The following is a 12,254-nucleotide window of genomic DNA, read 5'->3' as shown; positions in this document are numbered from 1 at the left end:
GCCTCGGCCGCTGACTCCCCGCTACGGCGGTTCGAACGGAACCGCTCGCACCGCGGCTACCGCACGGGGACGGCGAGCTCGCGGCCGCGGTAGAAGCCTTCCCGCTCCGCGACGACATAAGGGGCCATGGCCTCACGTCGACGCGTCTCGGCCTCGGAGGTCCGCCAGGAGTCGCACGCTTCCTTGGTGTCCCACAGCGACACCCCGGTGATCTCCTGCTCGTCCTCGGACCAGTACGCATAGGCGTGGCGCAGACCCTGCGGGTACGGGCTCGGGCGCCATGCCCTTTCGAACTCCTCCAACATGCCCGGTTTGATGCGGCGCGTCGTCACCCAGACGAAGTGCTCCCTCATCGCAGCCTCCTCCGGAACTCCGATTCGGCTTGATGCGCTCTCTCCATCCACCATAGTTCGCTGCTGGGCCCTCCCCCGGTCCTCGATCGCTCCCGGCCCTGTGGGCCCTATTGCCCCGCCGCCCAGAAAGCTGATGCTCTGCCACAATCCGTCAGCATGAAGATCACGCGTAGCCGAACGGTAGTGATCGCTTGCGTGCTCGGGCTGGCGGCGTGCACGGCCGAACCATCACCGGTGGCCGGCCCGCCGGCTTCAGCGGGCCGACCGAAGACGTCCGCGTCGAGCGCGGCACCGCAGTCGTCCCCGACGGCCTCTCCGGTTTCGACGCCTGAATGGCAGTCGGTGGAGCCGGACGGTGAGCAGTACGCCACCGCTCTGAACGATGTGGCGGCGACGGGTCCAGACACGGCCTGGGCGGTCGGTCATCACGCCGGCGCGGAGGACGAGTCTCCCCGGGGAGTTCTGGTGCGCATGGACGGCCTGCGATGGCGAGCCGAGCAGAACATCTGGGGTCGCATCTCCGGCGCGCTCAGCTCGGAGTTGAGAGCAGTGGACGCCGACGACTCCGGCAACGCCTGGGTCGTCGGCAGCGTCGATGCCATGGGTGAAGACGGCCCGGATCTCAAACGGTTCCCCTTGGCCTTGCGCTGGGACGGCCGAAACTGGGAGATACACACGCCCTTCAAAGACGCCTGGGACCTGCACACGTCCTTCAAAGACCGCAAGGATCATTGGCTGACCGACCGACTGACCGACGTCGCCGTGGACGGCCGGCGAGCGGCTCTGATCGGGCTGCGCGGCCTGGAGTCCGCCGGTGAGATCAGCTCGCCCACCCTGTTGACCTGGAACGGCAGGCGTTTCAGCAGGCGGGAGTATCGGCGTGGAGGCAGGTTCAACGCCGTGGACGCCGGAGCGGGGCACATCTGGATCGCGGGCATGTCGTCCAGCGGCCGATGCACGGACTCGCACCCGGCGATCTGGCACAGCGCGTCCCCCGGTGGCGCGCCGACGCAGATGAGGCTGCCCTGGCTGGGACGCGGCTCGTTGCGGCATATCTGGCAGAACGGCCCGTCCGACGTGTGGGCGGTGGGCGAGACCGGCACCCGGTGGGCCTGCGACCAGGACGGTCCGGGCGGACCGCTGGTCCTGCACTGGAATGGAACCTCCTGGAAGAAGATCAAGCTGCCCCGGTGGAAGGTGACGCTGCAGAGCGTCACCGCCTTCGCCGCTGACGACGTGTGGGTGGCCGGTGTCGAGTACGGCGGCGACGATGAAGCCACGCGGGTCACGTTGCTGCGCTACAACGGACGACGATGGACCCGCGACTACCGCGGCGTCGCCGGCGGGGTCTGCGGTGACGGCTTCACGATCACTCGTGCCCCCGCCCCCTCCCGTCTCCTGCTGGCCGGGAGGGCGGGCTGCGGCGACGACGAGAAACCCTCCCTCCACGTCCGCCGTTAGGCCGTGTCCGGAGTTTGGATCTTAGGTGGGTCGGAGGCTTCGCATCCAGAGGATGGCGCCTCGCAGGTGGAGCCCGGCGAGGTAGCTGTCCGGGGTCTTGTCGAAGCGGAAGGCCGGCCCACGCCGCTCCTTGATCTGAAAGGGCGACCAAGATCTTCAGGACACCAGAGGCCGGTACATGTACGGGGTCGTGGTGGTCAGCTGCGCGAACCCGAGCCGCAGCAGGATCGGACGGCTCTCGCTGGACGCGTCGACCTGCAGGTAGCGGTAGCCGCGCTCGGCCGCGATGCGGGCACGGTACGCGATCAGCGCCCGGTAGACGCCCCGCCCGCGCCAGGCCGCCACGGTGCCACCACCCCAGAGCCCGGCGAAGTCGACGCCGGGTTGCAACTCGATCCTGGCCCCGCTCACCGGCACGTCACCGGCCATCGCGACGACCGCCGCGAGGGACTCCGGCCGCTCGGCGAGCCGGGCGAGCAGTTCCTCCCTGAGCCCTGGGGCCGACTCGCCGAACGCCCGGTCGTGGGCCTCCATCAGCAGATCCACCCCGGCCTCGTCCTCGACGGGACGCAGGTGCACGCCCTCGGGCGGCCGGGCGTCCGTGGGCACATCGCCGACCCGGGCGACCATCAGGGACTCCTCCGGCTCCGCCGTGAAGCCGGCCGTCAGCAGGCGGTCGGCCAGGTCGGCCGGGCGGTCGTGGGCGTACAGCTTCCACTCGAACGCGCGGTTCAGCGAGGTGAAATGCCGCACCTGCTCAGCTATCGCCGTGTCGGCGGTGGATTCGTCCAGATCAGACCAGAGCACGCCGTTCCAGCCGCCCTCGGCGGCCTCGCGGACCACGCCGCCCGCCCGCTCGCCCTGCCCTGCCCGCACCTGGCGGTCGAAGGCCGCCAGCACCTCGTCTCGATTCACCGGCCCACTCCAGCACCGGAAACCGGCGCCGGGCAACCGGATTTCAGACCGAGGCCGCTACCAGTGGCTTTCAGGCCACGAACGGGGGCTGGCCGGTCTCGCTGACCATGGGACGCCGCGCGCCCTCCCACGACTGCATGCCGCCGCCGACGTTGACCGCGTCGCGGCCGAGGTGGTTGAGCCACGCGGCCACCTGCTGCGACCTGCCGCCGACCCGGCAGACCACGTAGACGGTCTGGTCGGCGGGGACCTCCTCGACCCGCCCCTGGATCTGCGTCATCGGGATGTGCACCGCCTCGGGAGCGTGCCCTGCCACCCACTCCTCCTGTTCGCGCACGTCCAGCAGGAAGCCGTCGGCGGGGACGTCGCGCGCTGCGATCTCGGGAACCGTCATATCTCCATCATCGCGTGTCGCGCGTGGTGAACGGGACGGACTGCGGCAATCGGACGGTGCTCCAACCTGCGCTACTTGAGCAGCCGCGACAGCCGGCGGTCGGCCAGGGGCTTGCCGCCCGTCTGGCAGGTGGGGCAGTACTGCAGCGACGAGTCGGCGAAGGAGACCTCGCGGATCGTGTCGCCGCAGACGTCGCACGGCTGGCCGGTGCGGTTGTGCACGCGCAGGCCGGACTTCTTCTCGGCCTTGAGGTCCTTGGCCGCCAGCCCGTGCGCCCGCTCGACCGCCTCGCGCAGCGTGGTGACGATGGCCTCGTGCAGGTCGGCGATCTGCGCGTCGGTCAGCGTGGACGCGATCTTGAACGGCGACATCCTGGCGGCGTGCAGCACCTCGTCGGAGTAGGCGTTGCCGATGCCCGCGATGACCTTCTGGTCGCGCAGCAGGCCCTTGATCTGGGTGCGGTTGCCGCTGACGATGCTCTTGAGCGCCGCCGGGGTGAAGGACTCGTCGAGCGGGTCGGGGCCGAGGGCGGCGATGCCGGGCACCTCATCCGGATTTTTCGTGACATAGACGGCTAGGCGCTTCTGCGTCCCCGCCTCGGTCAGCTCGAAGCCCGGCGCACGACCCTCGTCGTCGGGGGCCAGCCGCACCCTGACCGCGAGCGGCCCCTTGCCCGGACGGACCGGCTTCGCCCCCGACAGGTCCTCGCGCCAGCGCAGCCACCCCGCGCGGGCCAGGTGGATCACCAGGTGCACCCCGTCGCAGTCGAGGTCGAGGAACTTGCCGTGCCTCGACACGCCCGTGACGGTCAGCCCGCCGAGCGCGGTGACCGGCGGGTCGAACGTCTTGAGCGCCTGGATCGCGACCACGTCCACGCCCAGGATGGTGCGGCCCACCGCCTGCTCGCGCAGGAACCCGGTGAGCGATTCCACTTCGGGAAGCTCCGGCATGCCACCAGGGTACGTGGCGTCGTCCACAGCCTGTGGACTGTCAGGGCACGTCCCAGAACGCCAGCTCGTGCGCCATGCCCTCGGTGAACAGCGCCTCCGCCCGCGCCGGGTCGGGGCCGGCCTCGTCGATCATCTCGGCGATCCGGGCGGCAAGGGCCGCGAACCCCGGATCGGCGTAGGTGTCGACCCAGGCCCGGTAGCGCGGCTCGGTGGGCGGGTTCTCCGCCAGTTTCCTGCCGAGCATCGAATACCCCCACATGCAGGGATAGAGCGCGGCCAGCCCCTCCCCGTACGAGGCCGCCGCCTCCAGCAGGAAGGACGTGTACGCCGCGCACGCGGGCCCCTTGGCGGCGCCGTCCAGATCGGCCCCGAACCGGGCAGACAGCGACCTGTGCAGGTCCAGCTCGTCGTGGAAGGTGGTGTGCGCCAGATCGACCAGGTCACCCAGGTGCGCGTCGGGCGCCTGCCAGGCCAGCCGGGCGAACACCCGCACGTAGTCGTGCAGGAACAAGTAGTCCTGCTCCAGCCACGACCGGAACACCGGCTCCGGCAGATCCCCCCGCCCGATCCCCACCACCGTGGGATGCGCGAGCTGCGCCTCCAGCAGCGGGCGTCCGATCGCGTGCAACCTCTCGGAGATATCCATGGACGGCAGGCTAGTGTCGAGGTATGGGTGTGACGATCGCGGAGGAACTGCTCCTGCTGGCCTACAGCGAGGACGACGGCAAGCAGCTCATCGGCTCCGCTCAGCTCGATCCCGCGCTCGGCGGGGCGATCCTGGCGGAACTGGCGGTCAACGACCGGATCCAGCTGACCGACAAGAAGCTCTCCGTCACGGACCCCACCCCGCTCGGCGACGACGAGCTCGACGCCGCGCTGGCCCGGATGGCCGCCGACGGCAAGGAGCGCAGGCCCGCGTGGTGGGTACAGAAGCTGTACTCCACCAAGCTCCGCAGGCGGCTGCTGACCAGACTCGCCGACGCGGGCGTGCTGGCGGAGGAGCGCGGCAAGGTGCTCGGCATCTTCCCCACCACCCGCTGGCCGGAGGCCGACGGGAGCGTCGAGGCCGAGGTCAGGGAGCGGGTGTCGAGTGCGCTGGCGGGCGCGGACCCCGACGCGCGCACCGCCGTGCTCATCGCGATCGCGCACGCTGCCAAGCTCGACCGCAAGGCGTTCCCGGAGGCGAGCAAGGAGCGCGTCAAGGAGATCGCCGAGGGCGCCTGGGCGGCCGACGCGGTGGCCAAGACCATCGCGGCCATCAACTCGGCCGCCATGATCGCCGTCACCTCGGCCGCGATCGGCGCCGCCGCCTCCAGCGGCTGACCGGCCAGGCCACCGCCCCAGGCCGCCGCGTCAGTTGCCGTCGATGATGTCCTTCGGCACCGGCCGGTCCTCCTTGAGGGCGTTGAACAGGGCGAGTGCCTTCTCCCTGTCCCACTTGACCGCGCTGCCGCCGCCCGCGATCTCGTTGCCGCCGAACGGCACCACCGTGGTCACCGGGCTGTCGCCCATGGCCAGGCCCAGCGAGAGCATGTCGAACGCGGTCGTGCCGTCGTCGACGGTGACCGCCTCGGTGGCGCTCAACGCCAGGGGGATCGAGGTGAAGGGGTTGATCAGGACACCCGGGCTGGCCGCCTTCTTCACGACCGCGCCGAGGAACTGCCGCTGCCGCTTGGTCCGCTCGAAGTCGGGCAGCGCCCCGCCCTTGCGGGTGCGGACGTAGCCGAGGGCCTGGGCGCCGTTCAGCACCTGCTTGCCCTTCTTGAGCTTGAGCCCGGCCTTGGGGTCGTCGACGGCGGCCCGGACGTCGATCTCCACGCCGCCGACCGCGTCGACGATGCCGACGAACCCGGCGAAGCCGATCTCCATGTAGTCGTCGATCCGGACGCCCGTGACGCTCTCGACGGTCTGCACCAGCAGCTTGGGCCCGCCGAGGGCGTAGGCGGCGTTGAGCTTGTTGCGCCCCTTGCCGGGGATCGTGACAGCCGAGTCGCGCGGCAGGCTGACCAGGGTCGGCTTGTCGCTGCCCGCCGGGATGTGGAGCAGCATCATCGAGTCGGTGCGCTGGCCGGCGGCCTTGCCGGTGGCCAGCTTCCTGCGGTCGGCCGCCGACAGGCCCTTGCGGCTGTCGGAGCCGACGAGCAGCCAGTTGGTGCCGGGGGTGTCGGCGATGCGGCCGGGGTAGTCCTCGAGGACGCCCTCGATCCCGGTCAACTTGGAGTTGATCCAGAAGAACAGGCCGACGCTCGCGACCAGCAGCACCGCCACCACACCCGCGATGATCTTCAGGATGGTGCGGCCCTTCACCCGCCCGCGCGGCGGTCTGGGCCCCTGCGAGGGCCCCTGCGAGGACGGCTCAGCCTCGTCCCGGTGCCTGAGCGGCCTGACCGGGCTGTTGCCCGAGCGCTCTCTGCCGTACACGCGCGAACTGCTCCTCGGCGGGCCGGCATCGGCGGCCGGAGCCGCGGCGGGCATCTTCTGCGTCGCTCCCGGGATCTGGTGTGCGGGCGCGCCGGACCCGCCGCGCAACTGCGGCCCGTTGTCGGGCAGCGGGCGGCCGTCGCCTGGCGAGCGCATGGCTCGCGTCCGGTCCTCGTCAGACACTTGGCTCTTCTTTCCCATCGATTGCCATAGACGCTACGTCCAACCCCCTATGAGTGCAGAACTGTCACCAAGGTTTTCCTACGGAAACGTACACAGAACACGCGGAGGGTCACACCGGAAACATTGACGCCATGCTCGGTCGTTAGCGTTGTGGATACATCTAGCGAAAGGACGATCGTGTCCGCTCCGGACCCATGGAGTAGTCGCCCGTGCATGAGCACGGGTTCCCCTGAGAGTTCACCCCGGTGAGCGCTTATCTCGGGCTGCTTGCCCTCTTCCTCCTCACCGCGGCGACCGGCTACTTCGTCGCGCAGGAGTTCGCCTTCGTGGCCGCCGACCGAGGGGTTCTGCGCGAGCAGGCCGCCGCCGGCGACACCGCCGCCGCTAACGCCCTCAAGGTGACAGCTCGCCTCTCCTTCATGCTTTCCGGTGCCCAACTCGGCATCACGGTGACCGCGCTGATGGTGGGCTTCCTGGCCGAACCGGCGATCGCGGCGATCGTACAGCCCTGGCTGGCCGACCTGGGCCTGCCGGACGCGATGATCACCGGGCTGTCGCTGGCCATCGGCGTCTTCGTCGCGACGGCCGTGCAGATGGTCCTCGGCGAGCTCGCACCCAAGAACCTCGGCATCGCCAGGCCGGAGCCGGTGGCCAAGTTCCTGGCCCGCTCGACGCTGGTCTACCTGGCCGTCGTGGGGCCGGTGATCCGCCTGTTCGACTCGGCCGCCACCGGCGTGCTCAGGCTCGTCGGCGTCGAGCCCGTCGAGGAGGTGGAGCACGGCGCGACCCCCGAGGAGCTCTCGCGGATCATCGCCGAGTCCACCCGGGCGGGCGAGCTGCCGCCCCGCCTGTCGGAGCTGCTGGAACGGGCGCTGGAGTTCGGCGACCGCACCGCCGAGGAGATCATGGTTCCGCGCCCGCGCGTGGTCGTCCTGCGCGACTCGCAGCCGATCTCCGACCTGGTCGAGGCCATGCGCGAGTGCGGGCACTCGCGCTACCCGGTGCTGGGCGCCGACGGCGACGTCGTGGGCGTGACGGGCGTGCGCGAGCTGATCTCGTCCGGACGCGACAGCGGCCTGGTCCGCGACATCACCAGGCCCGCGGTGCTGGTGCCCGACTCGGTGCCGCTACCCGGCGTCCTCGACCGGATGCGCACCGCCGGCGACGACATCGCCTGCGTCATCGACGAGTACGGCGGCCTGGCGGGCGTCGTCACCGTCGAGGACCTGGCGGAGGAGCTGGTCGGCGAGCTGGTCGACGAGAACGACCCCGAGCCGGCGGGCGCCGTGGAGCAGCCGGGCGGCATCTGGGAGGTTCCCGGCTCGCTCAGGCTGGACGAGGTCGAGCGCGCCACCGGTGTCGCGCTGCCGGAGAGCGACGACTACGACACGCTGGCCGGCCTGGTGCTGGCCAAGCTCGGACGGATGCCGGAACCGGGCGACACGATCACCGTGCCCACCCAGCCGGAGACCGACCCGTTCACCGAGGACGACGACGAGCACCTGGCCGAGCTGACCGTGCTGTCGCTCAACCGGCGCGTCCCCGAATGGGTGCGTGTGGCGCCGGCCCAGCACGCGGAGGTGGCTCGATGACGTTGATCCTGCTCAGCCTCGCGCTGCTGGCCTTCAACGCCCTGTTCGTGGCCGCCGAGTTCGCCTTCGTGTCCTCCAGGCGGCACCGTCTGGAGGAGATGGCGTCGGGAGGCAACCGTCTCGTCAGGATCGCCGCCAAGTCGGCTGTGGGCGGCGGCAGGCAGCTGTCGCTGATGCTCGCGGGCGCCCAGCTCGGCATCACGCTCTGCACGCTGGGGCTGGGCCTGGTCACCGAGCCCGCGATCGAGGAGTACCTGGAGCCCGTCTTCGCCCTCATCGGCGTGCCGGAGTCGCTGCGGATGCCGATCGCGCTGACCATCGCGCTGGCGCTGGTGACGTTCCTGCACATGGTGGTCGGCGAGATGGCGCCCAAGTCGTGGGCGCTGACCCATCCGGAGCGGGCCGCGATGCTGCTGACGCTGCCCTTCCGCGGCTTCACCTGGCTGATGCGCCCGCTGCTGTCGGCGTTGAACGGGCTGACCAACCTCATCCTGCGCCTGTTCGGCGTGCGTCCGCGCGACGAGCTGGCCACCACCAGGACCCCGCGCCAGCTCGCCATGCTGGTGGGCGAGTCCGGACGGATGGGCCTGCTCGACAGGGACGAGCACGACCTGCTGACCAGGGCGCTGCGGCTGGAGGCCGAGGGCATCGAGCGGCTGATGGTGCCGATCGCCCAGGTCGTCTCCGTGCCGCCGTCGGCCGACTCCGCCGCGATCAAGGCCGCCGCGGCCCGCAGCGGCCATCTGAGGCTGCTCGTCGGCGCCTCGGGCGACATCAAGGGGGTCCTGCACGCCCGCGACGCGCTGCTCCAGCCAGAGGCCACGGCGGGCCGGCTGGCCAGGCCGGTGCCGAGGCTGGCCTGCGTCACGCAGGTTCCCGAGGCCGTGACGGCCCTCCAGGAGGCCCGCGCCCACCTCGCCCTGGTGACGGGGCAGGGCGGCGTGGTCATCGGCATGGTGAGCCTGACAGACCTTCTCGGGGAGCTTCTCGACACCCGGGCGAAGGCCGCGTAACCCGCTCGTGAGCGGTGCCCGCCCGGTAGCGACCCCGCTACCGGGCGGGCTCGCGACGGCCCGCCGCCACGGGTTCTGAGAAGGTGGTGCGGTGCGAATTGCGTTGCTCGGACCGGTACGGGCGTACGCCTCGGACGGGGCGCCGATGGACATCGGGGGTGCGCGGCTGCGCATGCTGCTGGCCCGGCTCGCCCTCGACGCGGGGAGCGCGGTGCCCGCCGGTTCGCTGATCGACAGCCTGTGGGGCGAGCGGCCGCCGGCCGACGCCCCGAACGCGCTGCAGGCGGTGGTGTCCCGGCTGCGCAAGGCGTTGCGCGGTGCCGGGACCCTTGAGTCGGTCACCGGGGGCTACCGGCTCGCGGTGCGCCCTGAGGACGTCGACGCCCACCGGTTCGAGGACCTGGCCGCGCGGGGCAGGCGGGAGCTGGCGGCCGGGCGGCCGGAGGAGGCGTCCTCGGTGCTCGGCGCGGCGCTCGGGCTGTGGCGGGGCGCGACGCTGGCCGATCTCCCGGACGTCCCGTTCGCCGTCGCCGCCGCCACGCGGCTGGACGAGCTGCGCATGGCCGCCACCGAGGACCGCTTCGAGGCGGAGCTGTGGCTGGGCCGGCACGCCGAGGTCCTGGCCGACCTGGAGGCGGCGGGCACGCGGCACCCGCTGCGCGAGCGGCTGGCCGTCCTGCGGATGCGCGCGCTGTACGCGGCGGGACGCCAGTCAGACGCGCTGGCCGTCTACGAGCACACCCGTGCCGCGTTGGACGAGGAGCTGGGCGTCGCCCCCTCGGCCGAGTTGCGGGAGGCCCATCTCGCCGTCCTGCGCGGCGAGCTCGGCAGCCCCCGGACACGATCGGAGCCCGCGCCCGGCCGCCTCCCCGCGCGACTGACCAGCTTCGTCGGCCGGGACGACGAGCTGAAACTGCTCGCCGAGCTGATGGACAGGTCCCGGCTGGTCACCGTCGTCGGCCCCGGCGGCGCGGGCAAGACCAGGCTGGCCGTGGAGGCGGTGACCCGGCACCGGGCCCACCGGCAAGGTCGGGTGTGGTTCGTCCCCCTGGCAGGGGTGAGCACGCCGGATCGGCTGGCCGACGCGGTGCTCGGCGCGCTCAGTTCCTCGGACCTGCGGCCTTCCGACGGGCGATCCCCCGGGCCGGAGCCGATCGACTGGGTGGCCGGGCTCCTCAACCTCGGCCAGGCGGTGCTGGTGCTCGACAACTGCGAACACCTGGTGGCGGCCGTCGCGGAGTTCGGCCACGACCTGCTCGACCGGCTGCCTGACCTGCGTATCCTCGCCACCAGCAGGGAGCCCCTGGCGATCACCGGGGAGGCCCTGTGCCAGCTCGGCCCGCTCGCCCTGCCCGCCGAGATCCCGGAAGCCGCCGGCTCGGCCGCGGTGCGGCTGTTCGTGGACAGGGCCACCGCGGTACGGCCCGGCTTCGCGCTCGACGAGTCCACCGTGGGCCCGGTGGTGGACATCTGCCGGCGGCTGGACGGCATGCCGCTCGCCCTGGAGCTGGCCGCCGCCAGGCTGCGCTCGATGAGCGTCGAGCAGATCGCGCGCCGGCTGGACGACCGGTTCCGGTTGCTCACCTCGGGCGACAGGTCCGCGATGCCGCGCCAGCGCACGCTGCTCGCGGTGGTCGAGTGGAGCTGGGACCTGCTGACGGAGCAGGAGCGGGTGCTGGCGCGGCGGCTGTCGGTGTTCCCCGCGGGGGCCGGGGCCGCCGCCGTGGAGGCGGTGTGCTCCGACGAGGCGCTGCCGGCCGAGGACACGATCTACGTGCTCGGCTCGCTGGTCGAGAAGTCCCTCGTGGAGAGGGTGGGCGAGGACGATCCGCGGTACCGGATGCTGGAGACCGTGCGCGCGTACGCGGCCGACAGGCTCCTGCGAGCCGGTGAGCGGGAGACCGTCTCGGCCGGGCTCGTCCGCTACTTCGCCGAGCTGGCCGAGGAGCACGAGCCGCTGCTGATCACGGACAGGCAGCTGGACTCTGCGGCGCTGTTCGACGCCGAGTACGACAACCTGGTGTTCGCGCTGCGCACCGCCATCGACGGCGGCGAGGCCGATCCGGCCTGGCGACTCCTCGGCCCGCTGTACCTGTACTGGCACGCCCGGTTCGACGCCCGCTCCGACACCTTCGTGGCCGACGTGCTCCGCTTCGGCGACGCGCTGCCCGACCACGTCCGCGCCGCCTTCACCGCGCTGCACCTGCTCGCCAACAACAGCGGGTCGGTGGTCTCGGACGGCGAGCTGGCCCGCTCGGTGCTCGACGAGTGCGTCCGCACCGGTGCGATGGAGCGCTATCCGCTCCTGGTGGCGGTGACGCTGCTCACGGCCCACCTCTTCGGCTTCGACGACGTGGTCGCATGCGAGCTGCGCCGGGCGCGGAGCCGTCCCGACGGGTGGGCGCGGGCCATGTCGTACCTGATGGAGGCGTTCATCCGCGCCGATCGCGGCCACTGGGAGGGCGGCGCGGACGCCCTACGGAGGGCGCTGCGCGGGTTCGAGGAGACGGGCGAGCGCTACGGGGTGGCGATGACGCTGACGAATGTAGCGCGCAGCCACTCTGTCCGCGGCGAGCACCGGGAGGCGATCGCCGCGTCCGAGCGGGGCGTCGCGCTCGCGTCCGAGCTGGGTCTGGAGGAGGAGATCTACCACCGGACCTGGCTCGCCACCGAGCGGATGCGCAGCGGCGATCTGGAGGGCGCCTGGCGGGACGTCGACGCGGCCCGGCGGCGCGCGCAGGACCGGGGCCGGCGGCACGCGGAGATCGAGCTGCTGGCCTGCGTCGCCGCCCTGCACCGTCGCTCGGGTGAAACGGCGCGGGCCGACCAGACGCTCGACCGGCTGGAGGCGATGGCGCGCGAGCTGCTCCCGGAAGGGGTGTCCGTGGGCCAGGTCGCACCGGCCAGGATGGCGAACCTGCTCGCGGCCGGAGCGGCGGCGCGGGCGCGCGAGCTGCTGCCCGCGGCGGTCG

General features: G+C 71.9%; 11 protein-coding genes. 5 read left to right on the top strand and 6 right to left on the bottom strand.

Features of this window, described 5'->3' with window-relative positions; translation table 11 throughout:
* Positions 1 to 56: 56 nt before the first annotated feature.
* Positions 57 to 353, bottom strand: coding sequence for a hypothetical protein (locus ABZ297_RS19895; RefSeq protein WP_355347865.1), 297 nt, complete (start codon positions 351 to 353; stop codon positions 57 to 59).
* Between the two features lie 471 nt (positions 354 to 824).
* Between ABZ297_RS19895 and ABZ297_RS19890 the strand changes: the two genes are divergently transcribed.
* Positions 825 to 1,814 carry a hypothetical protein gene (locus ABZ297_RS19890; protein ID WP_355347862.1) on the top strand — a complete coding sequence of 330 codons (990 nt, stop codon included), beginning with the start codon at positions 825 to 827 and terminating at the stop codon, positions 1,812 to 1,814.
* A 156-nt stretch (positions 1,815 to 1,970) separates the two neighbouring features.
* Here ABZ297_RS19890 and ABZ297_RS19885 read toward each other — a convergent pair whose 3' ends face one another.
* From ABZ297_RS19885 to ABZ297_RS19870, 4 genes are all read right to left on the bottom strand, one after another.
* Positions 1,971 to 2,729: a GNAT family N-acetyltransferase gene (locus ABZ297_RS19885; protein ID WP_355347859.1), complete on the bottom strand. Its 759-nt coding sequence runs from the start codon at positions 2,727 to 2,729 to the stop codon at positions 1,971 to 1,973.
* A gap of 70 nt (positions 2,730 to 2,799) precedes the next feature.
* Entirely contained in the window at positions 2,800 to 3,123 is a 324-nt protein-coding gene (locus ABZ297_RS19880) for a rhodanese-like domain-containing protein (RefSeq protein WP_355347856.1), read from the bottom strand.
* Positions 3,124 to 3,194: 71 nt separating this feature from the next.
* Positions 3,195 to 4,073, bottom strand: a complete 879-nt coding sequence (locus ABZ297_RS19875; RefSeq protein ID WP_355347853.1) for a DNA-formamidopyrimidine glycosylase family protein — start codon at positions 4,071 to 4,073, stop codon at positions 3,195 to 3,197.
* A gap of 40 nt (positions 4,074 to 4,113) precedes the next feature.
* Entirely contained in the window at positions 4,114 to 4,719 is a 606-nt protein-coding gene (locus ABZ297_RS19870) for a TenA family protein (protein ID WP_355347850.1), read from the bottom strand.
* Between the two features lie 23 nt (positions 4,720 to 4,742).
* On the opposite strand from ABZ297_RS19870, the gene ABZ297_RS19865 reads away from it, so the two are divergent.
* The gene (locus ABZ297_RS19865; RefSeq protein WP_355347847.1) at positions 4,743 to 5,396 is read left to right on the top strand and encodes a GPP34 family phosphoprotein; all 654 of its coding nucleotides are present in this window, start codon (positions 4,743 to 4,745) and stop codon (positions 5,394 to 5,396) included.
* Between the two features lie 30 nt (positions 5,397 to 5,426).
* On the opposite strand, the gene ABZ297_RS19860 is transcribed toward ABZ297_RS19865, so the two are convergent.
* Positions 5,427 to 6,677: an LCP family protein gene (locus ABZ297_RS19860; RefSeq protein WP_355347844.1), complete on the bottom strand. Its 1,251-nt coding sequence runs from the start codon at positions 6,675 to 6,677 to the stop codon at positions 5,427 to 5,429.
* Between the two features lie 245 nt (positions 6,678 to 6,922).
* Between ABZ297_RS19860 and ABZ297_RS19855 the strand changes: the two genes are divergently transcribed.
* The 3 genes from ABZ297_RS19855 to ABZ297_RS19845 all read left to right on the top strand — a co-directional run.
* The gene (locus ABZ297_RS19855; RefSeq protein ID WP_355347841.1) at positions 6,923 to 8,269 is read left to right on the top strand and encodes a hemolysin family protein; all 1,347 of its coding nucleotides are present in this window, start codon (positions 6,923 to 6,925) and stop codon (positions 8,267 to 8,269) included.
* Positions 8,266 to 9,282: a hemolysin family protein gene (locus ABZ297_RS19850; protein ID WP_355347838.1), complete on the top strand. Its 1,017-nt coding sequence runs from the start codon at positions 8,266 to 8,268 to the stop codon at positions 9,280 to 9,282. Before ABZ297_RS19855 ends, ABZ297_RS19850 begins: the two co-directional genes overlap by 4 nt.
* Before the next feature lie 91 nt (positions 9,283 to 9,373).
* On the top strand, positions 9,374 to 12,254 hold a 2,881-nt coding region (locus tag ABZ297_RS19845; protein ID WP_355347835.1), incomplete at its 3' end, for a BTAD domain-containing putative transcriptional regulator.

This window comes from Nonomuraea sp. NPDC005983 (assembly GCF_040614375.1).
GTDB lineage: Bacteria > Actinomycetota > Actinomycetes > Streptosporangiales > Streptosporangiaceae > Nonomuraea.
Note: the sequence above shows the minus strand (reverse complement) of the source record. Positions and strands in the feature narration are given on the sequence as shown.